The following is a 23,480-nucleotide window of genomic DNA, read 5'->3' on the forward strand; positions in this document are numbered from 1 at the left end:
CCCGGACGAATCTAGTTCCTTCGCGCAGGAGGGTACTGCCGCCCACTTCGTGGCGTCCACCTGTCTGACATCTGGTGATGACGCTGTCGTGCACGTTGGCAAATTCGTCGCCATGACCGAGGGCACCGAGCACTTTGACCTGCCGGGCAGGCTTGAAGGCGTGCCGACGGTCGAAGTCACGCAGGACATGGCCGAACACGTTCAGAAGTATCTGGACTATGTGCGTGCCTTGGGTGGGCAGCTGCTGGTTGAGCAGCGCCTATCCATCGAGTCCGTCACCGGCGAGCCCGGCGCCAAGGGCACAGCCGACGCTGTGGTGCTACTGCCCGATGAGATGGTGGTGGTTGACCTGAAGTACGGACGGGGCGTGCGCGTTGACGCCAACCACAACCCTCAGCTGGGCATCTACGGGTCGGCCGCCCTGGAAGAATTCGGCATCGTAGGTGACTTCGACCGGGTGCGCATGGTCATCCACCAGCCGCGGCTGGACCACATCAGCGAATGGGTGATGCCGGTCAGCCAGCCGATGGCGGCTGAAAGTTTGCAGACCTGGGCGGTCAACACCCGCACCATGGCGCACCGGGCGCTCGCGTACATCGGTAAGGGGCCCGCCGATGTCAGCGCGGACGACCTGAACCCGGGTGAAGATCCTTGTCGGTTCTGCAAGGCGAAGGCCATTTGCCCAGCCTTGCGTGACCACGTTCTGTCCACCGTGGCGGATGACTTCGTGAACATCACCAAGCTGGTCGCCCCGCAGCTGGAAACCGCCGTGACTCGCACGGTGGGCAACGCGCTGCTGGGCAACTTGATGGGCGCCGTTGACCTGATCGAAAACTGGTGTGCCGCGATCCGCGCGCAGGCCAAGGTCGAACTGCTGGCGGGGCGCATCGTGCCAGGCTTCAAGCTGGTATCGGGCAAGCGAGGCGCACGCGCCTGGGTGGACAAGGTGGAAGCCGAAGCCACCCTGAAAAAGATGCGCCTGAAGGTGGAGCAAATGTACGACTTGTCGCTGATTTCCCCGACGACAGCCGAGAAGCTGCACAAGGCCGACACCATCGGCGCACGCCAGTGGACGAAGCTGCAAACCCTCATCACCCAGGCCGATGGCGCGCCCACCGTGGCGCCTGCTGCAGACAAGCGCACCGCGCTGGTGGTGACCGCTGCGCTGGATGGCTTCAGGGATGAAACGGTTGTTGAAGCTGACGCCACCGCCGACATGGAGGGCCTTGTATGACCGAATGGCACCACTGGCGGCATGAAATTCTGCCCGCATCCGCTCAGCAAATTCTGCGGGAAGCCGCATCCGTGGGCACCACCGAATCACTCGCACGTCGTCGGGCTGTCGAAGAAGCCAGCCTTCGCGTGCGCCGCTCTTTCCCCCAGCTGTTCAAACCCGAAGCCGGCGTCAGCAAATACGCCGCCGCAACCAAGTAAAGGATCCACCATGGCTGAAATTATTCTCAAGAATGTTCGACTGTCTTTCCCTGACCTGTGGACGCCGCAGGAGTACGAAAAGGGCGACGGCAAGCCTCGTTGGAACGCCACGTTCCTCATCGTTCCGGGCAGCGAGAACGACAAGTCGATTCGCGCCGCCATCAAGGCCGAAGCCGCCACCGTGTTCAAGGACAAGGCGGCCGCCCAGCTGCAAGCCTTCGACGGCAACCCTCAGAAGATGTGCTATCTGGATGGTGACAAGGGCACCGCCGCCAAGTATGACGGCTATCCGGGTAACTGGTATCTGTCCACGCACCGTCAGGCGCTCATCAAAGGTCGTCCCAACGCGCGCCCGGAAATCATCGACTCCAACATGTCGCCGCTGCTGCCTGACGATGGCCGCCCCTACGCGGGCTGCTACGTGAACGCCAAGGTCAGCATCTACGCGCAGGGGTCGCCCAACGCCGGCATCCGGGCTTCGTTCTCGGTCGTGCAGTTCGCTGGTAAGGGTGAGGCGTTCAGCGCAGGCACGCCCAGCCTGGACGGTTTCGCGGACGTCAGCGAAGGCGTCGACGCAGCCGCCGACCTGGTCTAGGGAGATCGACATGGAAAACATTGAGAAAGAGGCAGCACCGCAACGCTTCGTGAAGAAGCCTGTTGCGATCGAAGCCATCCAGGCCACAGGCACCCCCGAGAGCAACCGCCAGATCATCCAGTGGACGCACGGCAGCGAAACTCCGGCCAGCATGGACGACCACCCCGAGCGCGGTCGGTGTCTGTCCATCAGCACGCTGGAAGGTGCGCACTGGGTTTCCCCCGGAGATTGGGTCATCAAAGGTGTGAAGGGTGAGTTCTATCCCTGCAAGCCCGATATCTTCGCGGCCAGTTATGACCCGCAAATCGTGCTGACCGAAGTCGACGCGCTGGCTGACCTGGAAGGCCGACCCCGCCCCGTGTAACCCAAAACTGTGGGCGGCCGTTTTCTCCCCAACTGCGAAATGTCCGCGTGGTACCCAGGCCAGGATGGCTAACCCTCCGCTCCCACTCATTACTCAAGCGGAGGGTGTGCCGAAACCAGGACGGCCGGGCAAGTGACTACCTGGAAATCCTGGCAAAGGACTTTTTAAAGAGGTGATTTATGAGCTTTTTCGACGACAACGAAGACCGGACCACCTACGGCAAGCGCCCCGCCTGGGCCACGTTCGATGTGACTTGCAAGCGGTGTGGCAAGGATGGCCTGCGCTGGCAAGATGAGGACGGTGAATGGGTGCTGATGGAAGGTCAGTACAAGGTTCACCACTGCGACCCCAAGGTCTTGCGTGCCGCATCACTGGATGGCTTCCATGCCCTCTAAGTACGCCAGTCTGGCTGAGCGCATCATCGCCAACACCTACCTGTCGCAAGACTCGTTTTACAACGGGTCGCCGTGCTGGATCTGGATGGGCAAGCGCAACTCATCAGGCTATGGGCAAATCAACCGTCGCTTCAAGCGGGGCCCGCGTAAGGGCAAGGTGGGTACCTTCCTGGTACATCGCGTGGCCGTGCAGGAACTCGGTGGCCGCAGGCTGACAACCCGCAGCGTGGCCATGCACCTGTGCAACAACCGCCTGTGTTGTAACCCGGCACACCTAAAGGGCGGCACGCAGAAGCAAAACATCAAGCAGTGCGTGGCCGAGGGCCGCCACTTCACCCCATTCAGGAAGGCTGCATGAAATACATACTCATTGCCCAGTTGTATTGGCCTGTGTGGCTAACCCTAGACGGTCTTGGGCATTCTTTCGACGGGATCGCTTTGGGCTCCGCTGTGGTAGTAGCCGGTTGGTGCATTGCGTGGCTGATGGAGTTTAGCAAGTGACCCGACTCTGGATCGACTTCGAGACATTCAGCGACGTGCCGATCAACTGCGGTACGCACGCCTACATGCAAGGCGTGGAGATCCTGCTGGCAGCCTGGGCCATCGATGATGGCCCGGTGTCGGTGGTCGATGAGGTCAATGGTGAGTCGCGCCCCCGCGACCTGGTGGACGCCCTGGCCGATCCCCTAGTGCAGCTGGCCGCTCACAACAGTCACTTTGACCGCAATGTGCTGCGCTACACGGGGCAGCAAACATCTATATGGCGCTGGTACGACACCATGGTGAAGGCCCTGGCGCACGGCATGCCGGGCGCTCTTGGCACGCTTTGCGACATCCTGGCCGTGCCCACCGACAAGGCCAAAGACAAGGCAGGCAAGCAACTGATCCAGCTGTTCTGTAAGCCCCTGGCCGCCAACCGCAAACTGCGCCGTGCCACCCGGGATACCCACCCGGAAGACTGGGCACGATTCAAGGAGTACGCGGGTCTGGACATCGAGGCCATGCGCGTGGTGGATGCGAAGCTGCCCAGCTGGAACTACACCGGCACCGAGCTCGCGCTGTGGCACCTGGACCAGACCATCAACGACCGTGGTGTGCTGGTGGATGTGGAGCTGGCCCAGGCCGCGATCCGCGCCGCCGAGCTGGCCAAGATAGACCTGGCCGAACGCACCCAGGTGCTGACTGATGGCGAGGTGCAGGCCGCCACCCAGCGCGACAGGCTGTTGGCGCACATCCTCACCCAATACGGCATTGAGGTTCCCGACCTGCAGAACAGCACCCTGGAAGACATTCTGAAACGGGAAACAGACCTGCCGCGCATGTTGGTTGAACTGTTGGGCATCCGGCTGCAGGCGAGCAAGACCAGCATCAGCAAGTACAAAACGCTTGTCAAAGGCGTGAGCCCGGATGGACGCCTGCGCGGCACCCTGCAATTCGACGGGGCTGCACGCACGGGCCGCTGGGCTGGGCGGCTGTTCCAGCCTCAGAACCTGCCCCGGCCGTCGCTGCACCAGCCTGCGATTGAGCTGGGCATCGACACCCTGAAAGCGGACTGTGCCGACCTGGTGTTTCCCAACGTGATGGAGCTGACCAGCAGCGCCATCCGGGGGTGCATCATCGTGCCGCCCAAGCGCAAGCTGGTGGTGGCCGACCTGTCGAACATTGAAGGCCGGGTGATTGCGTGGCTGGCCGGCGAAGAATGGAAGCTGCAGGCGTTTCGTGAATTCGACACCTGCCTGGGCGTAGATGGCCAGTGGCATGATGGCGTGGCCCTGCGTGACGCGGCCCTGACTGGTCAGCCGATCGCACTGGAACGCAACAAGAAAGGCGCCCCCGTCCGGCGGGGCCCCGACCTCTATAAGCTGGCCTACGCCAAGGCGTTCGCCGTCAAGCATGAAACCGTCGAAGGCAACCAGCGCCAGATCGGCAAGGTCATGGAACTGATGCTGGGCTACGAAGGTGGTGTGGGCGCATTCCTGACAGGGGCCGCCACTTACGGCATCGATCTGGACGCCATGGCGGTCGCCGCGCTGCCCAGCATCCCCGCCGACGTGATGGGCGAGGCCGAACGCTATCTGACTTCGCGCACGCGCCGCCGTGACGGCAGCTTTGGCCTGACACCGCAAACCTTCATGGTGTGCGATGCCTTGAAGCGCCTGTGGCGCCGGGCACACCCCGCCGTGTCGGCATTCTGGCCAGCCCTGGCCCAGGCCGCCATGATGGCCGTCATCAATGCGGGCGTGACCCAGCATGTGCGCGACATCCGCCTGCAGCGCGCCGGCGCCTGGCTGCGGGTGCAGCTGCCCTCCGGTCGACTGCTGTGCTACCCGCTGCCCGAAGTCGATGACACCGGCAAGCTGTCATACATGGGCATCAACCAGTACAGCAGGAAATGGGCGCGACTCAAGACCTACGGCGGCAAGCTGTCGGAAAACATTACCCAGGCCGCCGCCCGTGACGTGCTGGCCACCAGCATGCCGGCCGTCGAAGCTGCTGGCTACGGCATCGTGCTGACCGTCCACGACGAAATCCTGACCGAAGCTCCCGACTCGCCTGAATTCAATCCCTCACACCTGGCCGCGCTGATGGCGACCAATCCTCCCTGGGCCGATGGCCTGCCGCTGTCGGCAGCTGGCTTTGAAGCCTATCGCTATAGGAAAGACTGACCATGCTGCTACTACGCTTCTTCAGATACTACCGATCCCTGGGGTATGGCTGCTGGGCCGCCCTGCGTTCCGCGTGGAGGCGCATCCATGCGTGAATCCCAAATCGAAACCTACTTGGTGGAACGTGTGAAGGCGCTGGGTGGCGAAGTGCGGAAAGTCCGCTGGATCGGCCGCAACGGTGCACCCGACCGGCTGGTGATGCTGCCCGGCCGCACGGTCTGGATTGAACTGAAAGCCCCTGGCGAAAAGGTGAAGCCCCACCAGGCGCGGGAACATGAGCGCATGCGCCGCATGGGCCAATACGTTGCCGTGGTTGATTCGCTGGAAGGCGTCGATGGAGTATTGAAATGAGAGCTGATGAATTTCTCGAAGATCCGAAGTGTGCATTCTGTGGGCGCGATGGCGCAGAGGGTTGTTGGGAGCTCCACGAGTCAGACACTCTTTTATGTTGCTGTTCAAGTTGCGCCACAAGAGTTCTTCCCCGACTTATCGCAGATTCAATATTTATTGGGAGAAGGAACATTCGCGGGCGTATAGAGACAGCGCGGCAAAATGCTCAAATGAACTTTTTGGAAGCCCTGTCATCCCGTCTGTCTTTTGAACTGGATACCGCCTGGGACGAAGTTCGAAAGGCCAAAAATGACTGACCGCCGCGCCTTCACCCCTCGGCCGTACCAGGACATCATCACGGATCATGTTCTGGCCACACCGCGCTGCGCGGTGTGGGCAGGTATGGGCATGGGCAAGACGGTATCGACGCTGACGGCTGTGGACATGCTGGAGCTTGTCGCCCCGGGCCCCACGCTGGTCACGGCGCCGTTGCGCGTGGCGCAAAGCACGTGGCCGGATGAGGCCGCGAAGTGGCAGCACCTGCGCAACGTGGAAGTGACACCCATCGTGGGTACCGCCGCCGCGCGCCGCAAGGCGCTAGCCCTCGTGTCGAACTTTTCCGCCAGCGTCTTCACGATCAACTACGAGAATATCCCGTGGCTGGTGGAAACCCTGGCCGATCAGAAAAAGCCCTGGCCGTTTGGCAAGATCATTCCCGACGAAGCCACGCGCCTGAAATCCTTCCGCACTCGGCAAGGTGGCCAGCGCGCCCGGGCACTTGGCAAGGTCGCCCATTTGCCCCAGGTGCACCACTTCATCGAGTTGACCGGCACCCCCAGCCCCAACGGCTTGAAGGATCTATGGGGTCAAGTCTGGTTCCTGGATCGGGGCGAACGTCTAGGCCGGTCATTTGAGGCCTTCAAGTCTCGCTGGTTCCAGACCATCCAGGTGGGCGCCGACGCGCATGCCGTTGATCTGGTGCCGCTGCCGTTTGCCCAAAAGGAAATTGAAGGCCTGTTGCGCGACCTGTGCATTTCCCTGGATCCGGCAGACTGGTTCGACTTGCACGAACCCATCAGCGTGCCGGTGTACGTCGATTTGCCGGGCCGTGCCCGGGATCTGTACCGCGATATGGAACGGGAAATGTTCATGCAGATTGATGGCCATGACGTGGAGGCCTTCAACGCGGCGGCGCGCACCATCAAATGTCTGCAGCTGGCTAACGGCGCAGCCTACACCACCGATGACGATGGGGATAACCGCCCCTGGGCGGAAGTCCATTCCCTGAAAATCCAGGCCCTGGAATCCATTGTGGAAGAACTGGGGGGTGCGCCGTTGCTGGTGGCATACCACTTCAAGAGCGACCTGGCGCGCCTGCTGAAAGCCTTCCCACGCGGCCGCCACCTGGATGCCGACCCGCAGACCCTGCGCGACTTCAAGGCTGGGCGCATTCCCATCCTGTTCGCCCACCCCGACAGCGCCGGCCACGGCCTGGACGGCATGCAGGACGTGTGCAACGCCGTGGCGTTCTTTGGCCACTGGTGGAACCTGGAAAGCCGTCAGCAAATCATTGAACGGGTGGGCGCCGTGCGTCAGGCCCAGGCCGGGCACGATCGGCCCGTCTACATCTACGACATCATCGCGCGCAGCACGGTCGATGAACTGGTAATCGCCAGGCACAAGAGCAAGCGCACGGTGCAGGACCTACTACTTGAAGCCATGAGAAAAGGAACCAGCAATGTCTGACCTGATATTCCCGCCGTTGCCAGACGGCACCCTGAACGAGGAATACATCCAGAACTACGCGCGTCTGGTGATGAGGGCCAACGCACCAAAGTGGTTGCCGATCTCCACTGCACCAGAAGATGGCCGAAATCTGATTGGCGGATATGGTCGAAATCGTCCATTTGAAATGTACTGTGGTGCGTTTGGAGAATGGATAGACATGGGGGGCCGTGTGCGAAACCCGAGTCACTGGATGCCACTGCCTCCCGCGCCGGGGAAATCATGATCTACCACGGCAACCAGGTACCCCCAGCCACCGCGCGCCACGCCGCCCGGTACCTGCAGGATGCCTGGGTGAAGACGGGTGAGCTCGCCCCTGGGCCACGCGAGGCCGCCGATGCCTTTGAACAGGTGGCGGGGGAAATCACCGTGCCCTGCAGGGCCATCGGGGTAGCGCGCCAGGCGCTGCGCAGCGCCCGGTATGACGTGGCTGCCGCCATCAAGAGGCTGGAAAGATGAATGAAGACCCAGCCACGCTCCCGCTGACCAGGGAAAAGGCTCTGACGCTGCAGGAAGTCGCCGCCCAGCTGGGGATGGCGTACAGCACCATTTTTGCCAAGCGCCACCAGATTGGCTTTCGTCTGCCCGGATCCCGGGTATGGCGGGTATGGCCGTCCCGGCTTGCGGAATTATCCGCTCCACGTAATACTGTTACCCGGCTACCATTGCGGGCTGTAGAGGAAACCCTATGTCAATCCGCAAAGATAAAGTATCCGGCATCTATCAAATCGCCATCAGCCCGCCGGGCGGTGGATCGCGAATTAGATGCTCTGCTGGTACGAAAGACCGGCAAGCCGCACAGGAATATCACGACGGGTTGAAGGCCAGCCTATGGCGTCAGGCCAAGCTGGGCGAGATGCCCGACAAGATTTTCCAGGACGTCGCCGTGCGGTTTCTGCGAGAGACAGCGGGCCAGCGCGACTATGCCACGAAGCAAAGGCACGTCGCGTACTGGCGTGGCAAGTTTGCAGACCGGACGATTCGCTCTTTAACATCTGACGACATTGTGGACGCACTGCCCACGCATCGCATCTACCAGAAGAAGAAGCCCACGCCCTTGACGGCGGCCACCAAGAACCGCTACATCGCCACGATCAAGTGCATGCTGTACCTGGGCATGGAGTGGGGCTGGGTGGACAAAGTGCCGAAGCTGCCACGGTATCAGGAGCCGGATATCCGCGTGCGCTGGGAACCCCCGGCGGTTATCACCCGTCTGGTCGGCGCGCTGACCTTGGAATGGATGCGGGACGCAGCGATTGTGGCCGTGGCAACAGGCATGCGCGAGGACGAGATTCTCTCCATGCAGCCCTCACAGGTGAACCTTGATCAGCACACGGCCTGGGTCACACACGAGGAGGCCAAGTCAAAGCATGCGCGTTCCGTGCCGCTGAACGACGACGCGATGGCTGTGATGAAGCGGCGGCTGAAAACCGCCGGGCGTTACATCTTCACCCGCGATGGGGGCGAGGATGTTCGGGTCCGGGAAATCGACCGTAGAGCGTTCAATCGAGCGTGCAAGCTGGTTGGTATCACCGACTTCCGTTTTCACGACCTACGCCACACTTGGGCCTCGTGGCACGCCCAGGCGGGTACACCGCTCATGGTCGTGCAGGAGCTTGGCGGCTGGCGTTCATTCAAGATGGTGCAGCGGTACGCCCACCTTGCGCCGAGCCACATGGCCGCCCACGCGCACACTGTCAATTTTTTGGCAAAGTCGGAATCAGAAAAGAAAATCGCCGCGTGAGAGGCGGCGATAACTTACTGATTTCACTAATGTTTCTTGGCTCCCCGAGCAGGGTTCGAACCTGCGACCTGCGGATTAACAGTCCGTCGCTCTACCGGCTGAGCTATCGGGGAATTGCAAAGAAGCAAAACTATAGCACAATTTCTGCGTTCACATGGTCAGTGTGCGGCTGGCGAGACGCCTGACTCGCTGACGGATGCGGTCTTCGGACGAGCCAGCCAGATAAGGCTGATAAGCACCAGGAACAGGAGGGCGGACGCATAGAAAAAGTCGGTGGCCGACAGCGTATAGGCTTGCTGGTTGATCAATCCGTCGATCAGCCCCGCGCCTTGCTGCTGAGTCAGCCCCAAGTGCTGCAGGCCGTTCATGACATGGTCGAAAGCCGGCTCGCCGGGACGTGCCACTTCGGTCATCTGGCTGTGGTGCAGCGAGGCCCGATTCTCCCAGAGCGTGGTCGTGATGGATGTGCCGAATGCGCCGCATACCAGACGGACGAAGTTCGTCAGACCCGCTGCGGCCGGGATCCGTTCGTGGCGCAGGCCCGAGAGCGAAATGGCGGTCAGCGGGATGAAGAAGGTCGCCATTGCTACGCCCTGGATGAAGGTGGGCAGCATGATCGCGTACAAGTCCACTTGTGTGTTGTAGAGCGCGCGCATGTAGCTGATGAGCGCGAACACCAGGAATGCCACTGTGGCAATCGCGCGTGGGTCCAGGCGCCCCATGAGCTTGCCGACGATGGGCGACAGGACGATGGCAAGGATCCCGACCGGCGCCAGTGCCACGCCCGCCCAGGTGGCGGTGTAGCCCATTGTGTTCTGCAGCCAGAGCGGCAGCAGCACGACGGTACCGAAGAACACGCCATAGGCGATGGACAGCGCGACAGTCCCCGCCGAGAAGTTGCGCTCCGCGAACAGGGAGAGGTCGACGACAGGATGGCCGGCCGTCAGTTCCCATATCACGAAGTACACGAAGGCTACTACCGCCAGAATCGCCAGGACGATGATGAGCGGGCTGCTGAACCAGTCCAGATCCTTGCCTTTGTCCAGCATGACCTGCAGGGCACCCACCCAGACGACGAGCAGGAACAGGCCCATCCGGTCGATGGGCAGCTTCACGCGTCGGCTGTCGCGCGCCTTGTAAATCTGCCAGGAGGCCCAGCCAGCCAGCAGGCCGATCGGGATATTGATGTAGAAGATCCAGGACCATGCATAATTGTCGGAAATCCAGCCGCCCAGCAACGGTCCTGCGATGGGGCCGACCAGGATAGTCATGGACCACAAGGCCAGAGCCATGCCGGCCCTGTCGCGTGGGTAGCTCGCCAGCATCAGCGATTGCGACAGGGGGATCATGGGCCCGGAGACTGCCCCCTGGATGACCCGGAAGAACACCAGGGACTCCAGCGACCAGGACATGCCGCACAGCCAGGAACTGACAACGAACAGCGCTATGGCCATCACGAACAGTCGGACCTGGCCGAAGCGCTGCGTGAGCCATCCCGTGAGCGGTACCGTGATGGCGTTGGCCACCGCGAAGGACGTGATCACCCAGGTACCCTGAGTGGCGCTCACGCCTAGATCTCCCGCGATGGTCGGGATGGACACGTTGGCGATGGAAGAGTCCAGCACATTCATGAACACCGCCGCCGACAGAGCGATGGTGCCGAAGGCACGGGCGCTGCCCTCCAGCGGCGGCAGGATCGCCGCTGGGTGAGCGGCTGGCGCCGTCCCCGAAGAAGCAGATCCTGCACTCATGAGGCGATGTTTTCCCGGATGATGCGCTGGATCACGGCATCGACCTTTGCGGGGTCATGATCGTAGACGGGGGTACGCATGGTGGTCTGGGATATTTCCTTCGGGGCCTCTTTCGGCGTGGAGGAGAGGTCTATATCGACGGTCATGGACAGCCCGACGCGCAAGGGATGTTCCTGCAGTTCCTTGGGATCGAGGGCGATGCGCACCGGCACCCGCTGGATGACCTTGATCCAGTTGCCGCTGGCGTTCTGGGCCGGCAGCAGGGCGAAAGCGCTGCCGCTGCCCGCCGAGATGCCCACTACGGTTCCATGGTAGGTGACCTTGCTGCCGTACAGATCCGACACGACCGTCGCCTTCTGGCCGGGTCGTACATCATGCAGTTGGTTTTCTTTGAAGTTGGCCTCGACCCAGAGCGTATTCAGCGGCACGATGGTCATGAGCGGCGTGCCGGGCTGGATGCGTTGCCCCAATTGGACCGAGCGCTGCGCAACCATGCCGCCCACTGGTGCCTGCACGTGCGTGCGCACATTGGCCAGCCAGGCCTGGCGGACGCGGTCAGCTGCCTGACGGACGTCGGGGTGGGTCTGCACGGTGCTGCCGCGCGTCAGTGCCTGGTTGGTGGCCAGCTTGGCCTTGGACGCCGCCCGTGCCGCGCGAGCCTGCGCGAGACTGGCCTGGGCTGATTTCACAGCGACCTGGGCGTGCAGGAGCTCCTCGCCGCTCACCCCACCGGAGTTGCGCAGCGCGTTGCGCCGCTGCAGATCGTTCTCGGCCTTGTGCAGCAGCGCGTCGGCCTGTTCGACGTTGGCTGCGCCCACGGCCACATCGGCCGCCAGCGCGTCATTCTGGACGAACAGGGTCTGCGTGTGGCGGACCGTCTGCGCCAGCGCCTGTTCGGCCTGTGTCAGCGCAATTTCGGTGTCGCTGCCATCCAGCGTGACCAGTTGTTTGCCCTGGGCGACCGTCTGCGTATCGTCCGCGCCGATCGAGATGACCGTGCCCGGAATCTGGGCGCTGACCTGGACCAGGTTGCCGTGGACGTAGGCGTCGTCCGTGGATTCGTAGTGCGAGGCGTACAGCATCCACCAGATGCCATAGATGACGGCAAGCAGAATGAAGATGAGGGTGGCCCACACCAGCAGGTGTTTGCGGGTGGGTTTGATACGGGTGCTGGGTTCGGTCATGATTCAGCGAAGCGATGGAATTATTGTGGGTTCGAAGCGGTTGGGGAAGCTGCAGGTTCCGCACCGTAGCCGCCCCCTAGTGCGGTCTCGAGCTGGGCATCGAGGATATAGGCTCGAGCGTGCAGGTCCGTGGTCTGGATGGTTTGCTTGAGGACCTCACTCTGGGCGAGCAGCACCTGGACGAAGTTGCCCAATCCTTCGCGATAACGGTCCAGCGCCACGTCGTAGGCCGACGTGATGGCTTTCAGGCTGGCCGCCTGGTGGCGGATCTGTTCGTGCAGCGAACGGATCGAGGTGCTGGTGTCGGCAACCTCGCGCAAGGCCCCAAGGACTGTCTGGTTGTATTGAGCAACGGCCTCGTCGCGAGCGGCGCGGCGCCCGGAGAGCTGGGCATTCAGCGCGCCGCCGTTGAAGATGGGCAGCGTGATCACGGGGCCGACGCTTTCATTCGCGCTGCCGCTGCGGATGAGCTTGTCCAGCCCAAGCGACAGGTAGCTGGCAGCGGCCGACAGGTTGACGTTGGGTAGGAAATCGGCCTTGGCAGCTGAGACTTCCGCACCGGCGGCTTCGGCCTGCAGGCGCGCCGCCACGATGTCTGCGCGGCGGCCCAGGAGCGCCATCGGCATGTGTTCGGGCACGCCGTTGGGCAGCGCAGTCCCGGTTCGAGCCGAGACGGTGGAGAGCTGGTCAGGCGATAGTCCCAGCAGCGCCGCCAGTTGGTGATGCAGCAGTTCCACATTGTTATGGGCTTGGGCGAGTTGCACCTGGGCCGCCGACACGGCTGAATCGGCCTGGTCCACATCAACCTGGATCCCCAGGCCGTTCTTGTAGCGATCGCGCGTGATGTCCAGCGCTTTTTGCAGTTTTCCGACGATGGTGGTGATCGCGTCGGACTGCGCCAGTGCGTCCTGTAGCTGGAAATAGCTCTGGGTGACGGCTGACACAAGGACAGTGCGAGCCTGTTGCTGCACGGCCTGCGCGGCCAGGGTACGCTGCCCGGCGGCTTTGACCAGTGAACGCTGCTTGCCCCAGAGGTCCAGGTTGAAATTCAGCTGCAGCCCGAGCCCCGTATCGGTCTGGAAGGACCCGCCCAGGGGGGGCGGGTAGATGTAGTTTTCGCTCAGGCGCTCGCGCGTCAGATGGTAGTTGGCGTTGATCTGGGGCCATTGCACCGCGCGTGCGCCCCGTGCGGCGGCCTGCGCCATGCGTACGCGTGCTGCAGCGCTCTCCAGTGTCGGGCTGGATTGCAGTGCCTGGGTGATCAGCGCATCCAGTTGAGAGTCCTGGTAACGGCGCCACCATTGGGCTTGCGGCCAGACGACGTTGGAATTTTCTTCCAGCGCCAGCGACTGACCCGTGAGGGGCTGAACGGCGGGCTGGCCAGAATCGATCTGTGCACACGCCGACAGGGTGAGGACGAGCAGCAGGGAAAGAAGCGGTTTCATGCTGACAGGAAACTGAATATTGTTGATGATGTTGGTATCTGACTAGGCAATTATATAAGGCTTGTCCGGGAGGTGGTGAGGTCCCTTATTGTTCTTTGGCGTAATTCTGGAGATGGTGCTCTCCGTTGGCGATCATGCGCCTGAGCAGGCTGACCAGCATCCGGAATTCATCGTCTGAGAACCCCTGCAGGTACAGGTTCAGCGTGTCAGCGATGATGGGCAGAATTTGTGACGTCGCGGCCAGCCCCGCTTCGGTCAGCACGATCTTGACGACGCGCCGGTCGTCGGAGTCGCGCTCGCGTTGCACGAAGCCCTTGGCCTCCAGGCGGTCCAGTGCGCGCGTGACGGCGCCTGCGTCGATGCACAGCGAGCGCGCGAGACCGGCCGGGGTGTCGATGCCTTTGTGGCGGATCAGCAGCAACGGGCGCCATTGGTGCGATGTAAGCCCTAGCGGGCAGGTCTTCAGATTGATGACCTGGTGAATCAGCGTGTGAAGCTGGCGGATCAGCAGACCGACGTTTTGATCGGTCCCCAGATCGCCCGGATCGCTACTGTAGAAAGGCTGGGAGTCGGGCATTGCGTGGCATTTCAAAATGGGCTGACATGCTAAAATTTTACTACTCAGTATCTGCCTAGGCAACCACCATGGATTCCCCCTCTCGCAGCCTGTTCTGGACTGGTTTCGTTCTGGCTGGCCTGGGGGCTGTTCTGTTCTCGGCCAAGGCGGTGGTGGCCAAACTGCTGTACCGGTATGGTGTCGATGCCCTGGACGTGATCGGGTTTCGGATGCTGCTAGCTTTTCCCTTTTTCGCGGTCATCGCGTGGACGCAGGCCCTGCGCGCGCGTCGTGGACTGATTCAGCGCCTGGGATGGCGCGACGGGCTTCGGATCACGGTGCTGGGGTTCATTGGCTATTACCTGTCCAGCTTCCTGGACTTCCTGGGGCTGCAGTATGTGACAGCCGGCTTGGAACGCCTGATCCTGTTTCTAGCGCCTACCTTCGTTCTGCTGATTTCCGCCTGGTTTCTGCGCAAGCCGATCGCACTACGCCAGTGGGTCGCCATGGCGCTGGCCTACGGCGGCGTAGCCCTGGTGTTCTGGGGAGACCTGTCGGCGTCGGGGGACCATGTGGTTCTGGGGGCCGGTTTCGTGCTCGCCGCTGCGTTTTCCTACGCGTTGTATCTGATCGGCTCGGGTGAACTGGTCGAACGGGTCACGGCGACGCGGCTCACGGCCTACGCGATGACCGTGTCCACACTGGTGACCATGGTGCATTTCTTTATTGTGAAAGGCTGGGCCGGGCTGGACCAGAGCTGGCCCGTCTATGGCCTGTCCATGATTCATGCCACCGTCAATACGGTGTTGCCTACTTTCATGATCATGTGGTCGGTGGCGCGCATCGGTGCGCCGCTGACCGCGCAGTTGGGCTTGCTGGGGCCTGTTTCCATCCTGTTCCTGGCCTGGTTGTTCCTGGGCGAGCCCATCACGACGCTCCAGGTGGCCGGGACTGTGCTGGTTGCGATCGCGGCTGTGATCCTGGGGCGGCGCAAGTCGGTGCCGGTAGTGCGGATGCCTTCGCCGGCCGGATCTGAGGCGGGGTCGGTGCGCATGCCGGACGGCACGGTCCGTTGAGGTGGAGATCAGCCCACGCGGCCGTGCGACTCCATCGCCTGTTCGATCTCATCGCGGTGCACGTCGTGGGTCACGAAGCCTGAATCGTTGTCCGGCATGGCCAGATACGACGGATGTGCCAGCGTGTTGTGGATGTCGTGCAGGCCGCTGGCCCAGTGTTCCCGCATGTTGGCCAGTCCGAACTGGAAGTCGCGGAAGTGCTGTTCGTAGGGCTTGTCGCGGTAGATCAGGTGGATGATATTGCTGCGCGATGACGCAGCCAGCTCAGCCGCCTTGCGGCAGGCTAGAATCTCGTCGCGTTTCTTTGCTGGAACGTTGTCCAGCACCTGGCGTAATAGCAGCTGCATCTTCCGCAGGCTGCGCATTTCGTCGGTGACCAGCCGGGTCCGGCTGGAATAACGGATGTCCTGGATGCGATCGTTGACCTCGTCCATTTTATGCGGAACCTGTCCACGCGCAGACCACAAGTCGACCTGGAATACCAGCGTGTCGCGTTCGGAGCGGTGTTCCAGGACCTTTGCCAGGGGCGTGTTGGAAACCAGGCCGCCGTCCCAGTAGTACTCTCCCTCGATCTCGATGGCCGGGAAGGCGGGTGGCAACGCCCCGGACGCCATGAAGTGCTCCGGCCGCAGCTCCGTGTGGTGGTTGTCGAAATAAGTGAAGTTTCCAGTGCGTACGTTGACGGCGCCAACCGATACGTGCAGCCTGCGGTCATTGATACGGTCAAAGTCGCACAGCGTCTCCAGCGTGTCCTTCAGTGGCCGCGTGTCGTAATACCCGACGCAGGCGGGATCAAGCGTGCCCGGCAGGAAGGCGGGTGGGAAACGCGGCCGAAAGAAACCCTTCTGGCCGATCATCAGGGCACTGCTCGCGTGCAGCGCGCCCAGCGTCTGGCGCGCCAGGTCAGTGGTGTGGAACAAGGTCTGTTCGAGCAGAGGGCTGGCACTTTGGCCGAAGTACGGTTGGCAAATCAGGTCCCAAAATTCGTGCAGGCGTTCCACCTGCTTTTCAGGAGGGTTGCCGGCGATGACGGCCACGTTCAGTGCACCGATCGAGATCCCCGCCAAGTCCGTGAGTTCGATGCCGGCCTCGGCCAGGCCTTCGAACACCCCCGCCTGATAGGCTCCCAGTGCGCCTCCGCCCTGGAGCACGAGCGCACGGACTTCGTAGTCCTGTACGGCGGTGGCGATACGGTTTTCAGTCTTGGGCATTGGGGGAAATCTCCAGGGAATGCAGGAATGCTTCGATCAGGGTACCGCGATAATGGCTGCGGTGCAGGACCAGGGAGAGGCGTCGGTCCAGATGCAGGAAGGGCGTGTGCAGCACCCGCAGGCGGCCGGTGGCGACTGCGTCCACCGTGGCAGCTGCCGGCAGGCAAGCGATGCCCAGGCCGGCAATGACCGCCTGCTTGATGGCTTCGATCTGGCCCAGTTCCAGCAGGATGTGCCCGGGCGGCAGCGAGGTCAGCATCTGTTCGGTCTGGCTGCGGGTTGCGGAACCGCGCTCGCGCAGGATCCAGTGGGCGTCGGCGAAGTCCTGCGGTGCCAGCCGAGCCTTCAGTGCCAGCGGATTGGTCGGGGCCGCGCAGACCACCAGCGCGTCGCTGCGCCAGGGGAGCGTCTCCAGTTGTGCATGATGCACTGGGCCTTCGACACAGGCGAGATCGATCTCTCGATCCAGCAGGCGACGGGTGATGTCGCGTGTATTGTCGACAGTCAGGTGCAGGGCGATCATGGGATGTTGGGCCACGATGGGCCCCAGAAGTTCCCCGACCAGATAGTTGCCCACGGTGTTGCTGGCGCCGATGCGCAGTTCACCCGTCAGGGCTCCTTGCAGGTCGGCGTGGCGGCGCTGCATGTCCTGCAGGCGCTCCCGGATCTCGCGCGCTTGGGCAAGCTGCTCGGCGCCCTGAGTGTTCAGGACCAGTCGTCCCCGGATGCGGTCGAACAGCGGCGCTCCCAGCTGGCGCTCAAGGTCGCCCAGCGCCATGCTCACCGCGGGCTGGGTCAGGTGCAGCTGCTCGGAGGCCCGCCGTACGCTGCCCAGGGTGGCGACGGCGATGAAGACTTCAAGCTGACGGATGCTGATGCCGATCATGGCGCGCCATTATGCGAACCATGAGGCCGAGTCGTGCCGGATGGCCACGCCAACGATGTAGATGAAGATTGCGACGCCGACCAGTGCGGCAACCAGTCGCGTGGTCGGGGTGCGCCCGCGCTTGATGGCAATGGTACCCACACCGATATAGAAGACCAGCAGGATGATCTTGGTCAGTATCCATGGCTGGTTGGGCCCGATCATCATTGCCAGGATCACCCCGCAGATGAGCAGTACGCTGTCCACGATATGCGGCACGATGCGGACCACGCGATGCTGCAGCAGCGCTGATCCCGTGATGGACCAGTAGGCCCGGATGACGAAGAAGAGGATGCTCAGACCGACGGCGGTCATGTGCAGGTTCTTGATGGGGAGATAGTATTCCATGGGGTCTCACGGAAGCGCACCAGATGCGCACGACAAGGTGTCCAGGCAGTGTACCGTACCCGTCATGGGTCCCTAGATCGGCGACAGCGACCAGCCGCCGTCGACGCCCGTCAGGACCAACTCCATCCCATGGTGGCGGCGCAGCGAGCTGCGATGGCCCACGCTGACGATGCGAGCACCGGGCAGCTGCTCGCGCAGCAGGCGGTACATGGCGTCTTCCAGCCCCTCGTCCATGGCGGAGGTGGCTTCGTCCAGGAATGCGGCGCTGGGGTGGGTGATGAGCAGGCGCCCGAAGGCCAGGCGTTGCTGCTCACCCAGCGACAGAATGCGGCTCCAGTCGTCGTGTACGTCGAGCTGGTCGCGCAGCTGGCCGAGCTGCACGAGCTGCAAGATTTTTTGGTCATCCACCGTTGTATCGTCAGTCACCGGCAACGGGTAATGCAGCGCCTGCCGCAATGTACCCAGCGGCAGATAGGGCTTTTGCGCCAGAAACAGCGATGCGGTCTGGGGTCGCACGATTTCGCCGGACCCATAGGGCCAGATCCCCGCGATCATGCGCAGCAGCGTCGTCTTGCCCGAACCCGACGGTCCCCGCACCAGCAGCGGCTGTTCGCTGGAGACCTCGAGGTTCACGTCCTTAAGTAACGCCTGGCCGTCTGGCCGGCAAACCGTGACGCCCAGCAGCGCCAGCCGTTGTCCGTCCTGACGCGATGATGGCAGCGTCATGGCCCGTGCTGCATCGATGGTGTCATCGAATCCGGACAGACGCACCAGGGTGGCGCGATACGTGGCGAAGCTGTCGTAAATGTTGCGGAAGAAGGACAGGTTGGTCTGCAGCTGCCCGAAGGCCTGTGCGGTCTGGATCAGATCGCCCAGACTGATTTGCTTCGTGAAAAACCGCACTGCCTGGATGATGAAGGGGAAGACCACGGCGGTCTGTGTCACCACGAAATTGAACCCCAGGAATTTCAGCGACCGGTAGATGATGTCCCAGGCATTGCCGATGACTTGTCTGAATACCCCGCGCAGCGTGCCGCCCTCGACGCGCTCACCGCGATAGAACGCGATGCTCTCCGCGTATTCACGCACACGGACCAGTGCATAACGGTAGTCGGCGTTGAGTTTTTCGTTCAGGAAGTTCAGGTTGATCAGCGGTTTGCCGATCCAGATGGCCAGGATCGTGGCGACGAAAACGTAGATGAAGACCAGGAACACCATGGCTCGTGGGATTTGGTAGCCCAGCACGGTCATGGGACCGGACAGGGACCACAGGATGGCCGTGAACGCGATCGTCGAGACCAGCGAATTGATCAGGCCCACCGCCAACGTCATGGACGTCTGGGCGAAGCTGGTGATGTCCTGCTGGATCCGCTGGTCCGGGTTGTCGGCGAGGTGGCTCAGCGATAGTGACCGGTAATAGGCCTGATGCTCCATCCAGCGCACCAGCATGCGTTCATTGAGCCATTCGCGCCAATGGACGACGAAAGCCTGCTCGACATAGAAGTCGAATAGTGAGCGCACCACGTGAACAGTCGCCAGGACGGCAAACAGCAGCATTGCGGCCCAGAAACCCGCTTCGTCCAGCTTTTGCAATGCGCTGTACATGGTGTTGTACCAGTTCGAGAACAGTACATCCACGCGAACGGCCGCAAGCGTCAGCAGCAGGATCAGTGCGAGCCCGGCGATCGGCTTCCAGCTTCGGCGAGGGGAAAAGTAGGCGGCCGTCAGACGCCAGAACTGGTTGCCCCATCGGGTGAAACGCACCAGCCCCCAGGTGATGAATACCCCGACCAGCAGTGTCAGGACGTAGGCCTTGAGAAGCCACATGCCGCTTTCGATCAGCGCAACTTTCCATTCCATGGGTGTTGGATGTCCTTGAGGGTTCGTTCCAGATGCAGCCCGGGGCGAGGGCATTGTAGGTTGGATGGTACAGGACCGGGAAGTTTTCGATTTTGCTGCGAATGCACATGAGTGTGAGGCTGGTTTGATCTATATCAGGGTTTTCCCTAAAACCCTGGGTTAGCATCCTAGCGACTCGGGGAGGTGGCCGTGGGCCGCGCACCCGACCGGAAGCTCTCAACGCTGCTAAAGGAAACCTTCATGAGAGAGTACAAGAAGTTGTGGTGGACGCTGATCGGTGTTCTGGTCGCGTCTTTCGCCGTGCTGGGGTGGATGGGCAAGGAGGTCTATCACCAGGCGCCGCCTATCCCGGCACAGGTCGCGACAGCCGATGGTCGGGTCCTGATGACTCAGACCGACATTCTGGACGGGCAAAGCGCCTGGCAGTCGGCTGGTGGCATGACGCTGGGCTCCGTCTGGGGGCATGGCGCCTATCAGGCGCCGGACTGGACGGCGGACTGGTTGCACCGCGAGCTGACCGCGTGGCTGGATCTGTCCGCGCAGGCCCAGTATGGAGTGAATTTTGCTCGGCTCGATGGGGATGCCCAAGCGGTGCTGCAGCGCCGGTTGACGGCGGAATACCGCAAGAACACCTACGATCCGGCAACGGGTTCGGTGACGGTTTCGGCGCGTCGGGCGCAGGCCATCGCGCAGACGGCTCGCTATTACGAGCAGTTGTTCGGTGATGATCCGGCCTTGCACCTGAGCCGCGAGCACTTCGCCATGAAGGAAGGTACGCTGCCGGATGCCACGGCGCGCGAACGTCTGACCAACTTCTTCTTCTGGACGGCGTGGGCGGCATCCACGGATCGTCCGGGCAGCGTGGCGACCTATACCAACAATTGGCCGCATGAGCCGCTCATCAACAACGTGCCGACCGCGGAAAACATGGTGTGGTCCATCGTCAGCGTCGTGGTGCTGATCGCCGGGGTGGGGTTGCTGGTGTGGGGTTGGGCCTTCACGCATCGCGAGGAGCCGCCTGAGCCGGCCCCCGCCCATGATCCGCTCACGCGTATTGCGCTCACTCCCTCGCAGCGAGCGCTGGGCAAATACCTGTTCCTCGTGGTGGCGCTCTTCGTGGCCCAGATCTTCATCGGCGGTTTGACGGCGCACTATACGGTCGAGGGACAGACTTTCTACGGCATCAACATATCGGCCTGGTTTCCTTATTCTCTGGTGCGGACTTGGCATGTGCAGGCCGCCCTGTTCTGGATTGCGACCGGTTTCCTGGCGGCAGGCCTGTTTCTTGCGCCCATCATCAATGGTGGCAAGGACCCGAAATTCCAGAAGCTGGGGGTGGACATCCTGTTCTGGGCGCTGATCGTGGTTGTGATCGGCTCGTTCACCGGGAATTTTGCCGCGATCGCGCATCTGATGCCGCCGGAGTGGAACTTCTGGCTGGGCCACCAGGGCTATGAGTATGTCGAGCTGGGCCGTCTGTGGCAGATTGGCAAGTTCCTGGGTGTGGTGTTCTGGCTGGTTCTGATGCTGCGCGGCATTGTCCCTGGCCTCAGGCAGCGGGGCGACAAGAACCTGTTGGCGCTCTTTACTGCCTCCGTGATCGCCATCGGGCTGTTTTATGGCGCGGGCCTTGCCTACGGTGAGAAGACCAACCTTTCCATCATGGAATACTGGCGCTGGTGGGTGGTGCATTTGTGGGTGGAGGGCTTCTTCGAGGTCTTCGCCACGACCGCGCTCGCCTTCATCTTCTCGACCATGGGGCTGGTTTCCCGGCGCGGCGCAACTGTCGCCAGCCTGAGCTCCGCCGTGCTGTTCATGCTGGGCGGGACGCCGGGTACCATGCACCACCTGTATTTCTCGGGGACTACCACACCCATCATGGCCATCGGCGCGTCGTTCAGCGCGCTGGAGGTCGTACCGCTGGTCGTGCTGGGCTACGAAGCCTGGGAAAACTGGCGCCTCAAGGCTCGTGCCCCCTGGATGGAGGCATTGCGCTGGCCACTGCAGTTCTTTGTCGCGGTGGCCTTCTGGAACATGTTTGGTGCCGGTGTGTTCGGCTTCATGGTCAACCCGCCGATTGCCCTCTACTACATCCAGGGTCTGAACACCACGGCCGTGCATGCCCATGCCGCGCTCTTCGGTGTCTATGGCTTCCTGGCGCTGGGCTTCACGCTGTTCGTGCTGCGCTATGTACGCCCGCAGATGCAATTCAATGACGGGCTGATGAAGACCTCATTCTGGTGCATGAACGCAGGCCTGGTCCTGATGATCGTGCTCAGTCTTCTGCCCATCGGCCTCATGCAGTTCCATGCCAGTGTCAGTGTGGGAACCTGGTGGGCGCGCGGCGAGACCTTCATGCAGCAGGACATTTTGCAGACCCTGCGCTGGATGCGGACCTTCGGTGATGTGGTCTTCATCGTGGGCGGCCTGGGCGTCATGTGGCAGGTGGTTTCGGCCCTGTTCGGCGGCCGGCAAACGGTAGCGTCGGATGCGGCGTTGGCTGCCCAGAAGAGCTGACTCAGGGATTCTCCTAGGGTCTTTTGGGGCCGGCGGCGGGCGACGTCGCCGGTTCCGCAGGCCCCGACCGGGTTACATTGAATCGGTGGGATCGATGGATCCCGGAGGAGACCATACATGATTCGAATACCGAAATTGAAAGTCGCGCTGGCTGCCTTGTGTCTTGCGGCAGCGGCGCCTGGCCTGTCACAGGCCAAGGATTTGAAAATCGGGCTCGTCGTTCCGCTTTCGGGGCCTTTTGCCACGACCGGTCAGCAGATGATGAACGGCGTGAAGCTGTACGTTCAGCAGCATGGCGATACGGTAGCCGGGCGCAAGGTCGTGCTGATCGTGAAGGACGATACCGGTGTCAACCCCACTATCACCAAACGTGAGGCCCAGGGGCTGCTCATCAACGACAAGGTCGACGTACTGGCGGGCTTTGGTCTGACTCCGGGCGCCTTTGCGGCGGCACCGCTGGCACAAGAGACCCACACGCCCATGGTCGTAATGAACGCGGCCACCTCGGCCATCACCACCAAGTCTGACTACATCACCCGTACTTCCACGACGTTGCCGCAAGTTGCGGCGCCCATGGCGACCTGGGCCAGGGAAAATGGCGTCAAAAAGGTCTATGTCATCGTGGCTGACTACGGTCCCGGTCATGATGCCGCCAAACAGTTCAAGAAGACCTTTACGGCGGCGGGTGGGGAAATCGTTGGGGAATTGCATACGCCGCTGACCAGCCCGGACTTCGCGCCGTTCCTCCAGAAGATCAAGGACGCGAAGCCGGATGCCCTGTTCTTGTTCATCCCCAACGGTGATCAGGGGATCGCTTTCGCCAAGGGCTACAAAGAGCGTGGTCTGGACAAGGCCGGGATCAAGCTGCTGGCGACCGGTGACATCACGACCGAGGACATGATCGATGCCATGGGCGACAGCGCACTGGGGATCATCACCTCCTATTACTACGCACAGTCTCACGACTCGCCGGAAAACAAGGCGTATGTCGCGGCCTATGCAAAGGCGTATCCGGGGGTGCGCCCGAACATGATTTCAGTGGCCGGGTACGACGGCATGCATCTGATCTACCAAGCCCTGGAGAAGACCAAAGGCGACGCCAGCGGGGATGTTTTCATGGCGGCAGTCAAGGGCATGAAGTGGATGAGCCCGCGCGGGCCCATCCTGATTGATCCAAAGACCCGAGACATCATCCAGAACGTCTATATTCGCCGGGTGGAGCGGGTCAACGGTGTCTTGCAGAACGTGGAGTTCCATACCTACCAGGCGGTGAAAGACCCTGAGAAAAGTTGAT

Annotated in this window: 23 protein-coding genes and 1 tRNA gene; 15 read left to right on the forward strand and 9 right to left on the reverse strand. The window is 62.0% G+C overall.

From position 1 onward, the window contains the following. The 12 genes from EPN31_RS09785 to EPN31_RS09840 all read left to right on the forward strand — a co-directional run. Positions 1-1,234 (forward strand): DUF2800 domain-containing protein (locus tag EPN31_RS09785; RefSeq protein ID WP_291772622.1); only part of this gene is annotated, 1,234 nt, incomplete at its 5' end. Next, on the forward strand, positions 1,231-1,434 hold the full coding sequence (locus tag EPN31_RS09790) for a hypothetical protein (protein WP_291772625.1): 204 nt from the start codon (positions 1,231-1,233) through the stop codon (positions 1,432-1,434). The genes EPN31_RS09785 and EPN31_RS09790, both read left to right, overlap by 4 nt. A 10-nt stretch (positions 1,435-1,444) precedes the next feature. Next, entirely contained in the window at positions 1,445-2,029 is a 585-nt protein-coding gene (locus EPN31_RS09795; protein WP_291772628.1) for an ssDNA-binding protein, read from the forward strand. Positions 2,030-2,039: 10 nt separating this feature from the next. Then, a complete protein-coding gene (locus EPN31_RS09800) occupies positions 2,040-2,393 on the forward strand; it encodes a hypothetical protein (RefSeq protein WP_291772630.1) in 354 nt (117 codons plus the stop codon). Between the two features lie 179 nt (positions 2,394-2,572). Further along, on the forward strand, positions 2,573-2,788 hold the full coding sequence (locus EPN31_RS09805; protein ID WP_291772632.1) for a hypothetical protein: 216 nt from the start codon (positions 2,573-2,575) through the stop codon (positions 2,786-2,788). Continuing rightward, positions 2,778-3,146, forward strand: a complete 369-nt coding sequence (locus EPN31_RS09810) for an HNH endonuclease (RefSeq protein ID WP_291772634.1) — start codon at positions 2,778-2,780, stop codon at positions 3,144-3,146. Before EPN31_RS09805 ends, EPN31_RS09810 begins: the two co-directional genes overlap by 11 nt. Before the next feature lie 139 nt (positions 3,147-3,285). After that, positions 3,286-5,454, forward strand: a complete 2,169-nt coding sequence (locus tag EPN31_RS09815; protein WP_291772637.1) for a DNA polymerase I — start codon at positions 3,286-3,288, stop codon at positions 5,452-5,454. Positions 5,455-5,541: 87 nt separating this feature from the next. Then, positions 5,542-5,805, forward strand: coding sequence for a VRR-NUC domain-containing protein (locus EPN31_RS09820; protein ID WP_291772640.1), 264 nt, complete (start codon positions 5,542-5,544; stop codon positions 5,803-5,805). A 288-nt stretch (positions 5,806-6,093) separates the two neighbouring features. Further along, positions 6,094-7,530 carry a DEAD/DEAH box helicase gene (locus tag EPN31_RS09825; protein ID WP_291772643.1) on the forward strand — a complete coding sequence of 479 codons (1,437 nt, stop codon included), beginning with the start codon at positions 6,094-6,096 and terminating at the stop codon, positions 7,528-7,530. Beyond that, entirely contained in the window at positions 7,523-7,795 is a 273-nt protein-coding gene (locus EPN31_RS09830; RefSeq protein ID WP_291772646.1) for a hypothetical protein, read from the forward strand. The genes EPN31_RS09825 and EPN31_RS09830 overlap by 8 nt, the downstream gene beginning before the upstream one ends. Continuing rightward, positions 7,792-8,028: a hypothetical protein gene (locus EPN31_RS09835; RefSeq protein WP_291772649.1), complete on the forward strand. Its 237-nt coding sequence runs from the start codon at positions 7,792-7,794 to the stop codon at positions 8,026-8,028. Before EPN31_RS09830 ends, EPN31_RS09835 begins: the two co-directional genes overlap by 4 nt. Before the next feature lie 229 nt (positions 8,029-8,257). Next, positions 8,258-9,313 (forward strand): site-specific integrase, encoded by a 1,056-nt coding sequence (locus EPN31_RS09840; protein WP_291772652.1) that lies wholly within the window; start codon positions 8,258-8,260, stop codon positions 9,311-9,313. A 37-nt stretch (positions 9,314-9,350) separates the two neighbouring features. On the opposite strand, the gene EPN31_RS09845 is transcribed toward EPN31_RS09840, so the two are convergent. The 5 genes from EPN31_RS09845 to EPN31_RS09865 form a co-directional block, all read right to left on the reverse strand. Next, positions 9,351-9,426, reverse strand: a tRNA-Asn gene (locus EPN31_RS09845). Positions 9,427-9,471: 45 nt separating this feature from the next. Next, entirely contained in the window at positions 9,472-11,064 is a 1,593-nt protein-coding gene (locus tag EPN31_RS09850; RefSeq protein ID WP_291772655.1) for a DHA2 family efflux MFS transporter permease subunit, read from the reverse strand. Continuing rightward, a complete protein-coding gene (locus tag EPN31_RS09855) occupies positions 11,061-12,248 on the reverse strand; it encodes an HlyD family efflux transporter periplasmic adaptor subunit (protein ID WP_291772657.1) in 1,188 nt (395 codons plus the stop codon). The genes EPN31_RS09850 and EPN31_RS09855 overlap by 4 nt, the downstream gene beginning before the upstream one ends. A gap of 20 nt (positions 12,249-12,268) precedes the next feature. After that, a complete protein-coding gene (locus tag EPN31_RS09860; protein WP_291772662.1) occupies positions 12,269-13,693 on the reverse strand; it encodes an efflux transporter outer membrane subunit in 1,425 nt (474 codons plus the stop codon). 85 nt (positions 13,694-13,778) lie between these two features. Further along, positions 13,779-14,270, reverse strand: a complete 492-nt coding sequence (locus EPN31_RS09865) for a MarR family winged helix-turn-helix transcriptional regulator (RefSeq protein ID WP_291772664.1) — start codon at positions 14,268-14,270, stop codon at positions 13,779-13,781. A gap of 68 nt (positions 14,271-14,338) precedes the next feature. Here EPN31_RS09865 and EPN31_RS09870 point away from each other — a divergent pair, with 68 nt between their 5' ends. Then, positions 14,339-15,325, forward strand: a complete 987-nt coding sequence (locus tag EPN31_RS09870; RefSeq protein ID WP_291772667.1) for a DMT family transporter — start codon at positions 14,339-14,341, stop codon at positions 15,323-15,325. Between the two features lie 8 nt (positions 15,326-15,333). On the opposite strand, the gene EPN31_RS09875 is transcribed toward EPN31_RS09870, so the two are convergent. The 4 genes from EPN31_RS09875 to EPN31_RS09890 all read right to left on the reverse strand — a co-directional run bounded on the left by EPN31_RS09875 (position 15,334) and on the right by EPN31_RS09890 (position 19,669). After that, positions 15,334-16,536, reverse strand: coding sequence for a patatin-like phospholipase family protein (locus EPN31_RS09875; RefSeq protein WP_291772669.1), 1,203 nt, complete (start codon positions 16,534-16,536; stop codon positions 15,334-15,336). After that, entirely contained in the window at positions 16,523-17,422 is a 900-nt protein-coding gene (locus tag EPN31_RS09880; protein WP_291772672.1) for a LysR substrate-binding domain-containing protein, read from the reverse strand. The genes EPN31_RS09875 and EPN31_RS09880 overlap by 14 nt, the downstream gene beginning before the upstream one ends. A 9-nt stretch (positions 17,423-17,431) precedes the next feature. Continuing rightward, a complete protein-coding gene (locus EPN31_RS09885) occupies positions 17,432-17,809 on the reverse strand; it encodes a SirB2 family protein (RefSeq protein WP_291772673.1) in 378 nt (125 codons plus the stop codon). Positions 17,810-17,881: 72 nt separating this feature from the next. Then, on the reverse strand, positions 17,882-19,669 hold the full coding sequence (locus EPN31_RS09890; protein ID WP_291772676.1) for an ABC transporter ATP-binding protein/permease: 1,788 nt from the start codon (positions 19,667-19,669) through the stop codon (positions 17,882-17,884). A 240-nt stretch (positions 19,670-19,909) separates the two neighbouring features. Here EPN31_RS09890 and EPN31_RS09895 point away from each other — a divergent pair, with 240 nt between their 5' ends. After that, positions 19,910-22,186, forward strand: coding sequence for a nitric-oxide reductase large subunit (locus EPN31_RS09895; protein ID WP_291772678.1), 2,277 nt, complete (start codon positions 19,910-19,912; stop codon positions 22,184-22,186). A gap of 117 nt (positions 22,187-22,303) precedes the next feature. Next, positions 22,304-23,479 carry an ABC transporter substrate-binding protein gene (locus EPN31_RS09900; protein WP_291772681.1) on the forward strand — a complete coding sequence of 392 codons (1,176 nt, stop codon included), beginning with the start codon at positions 22,304-22,306 and terminating at the stop codon, positions 23,477-23,479. Position 23,480 lies beyond the last annotated feature (1 nt).

Source organism: Castellaniella sp., from assembly GCF_004321985.1.
In the GTDB taxonomy this organism is placed as follows: domain Bacteria; phylum Pseudomonadota; class Gammaproteobacteria; order Burkholderiales; family Burkholderiaceae_B; genus Castellaniella.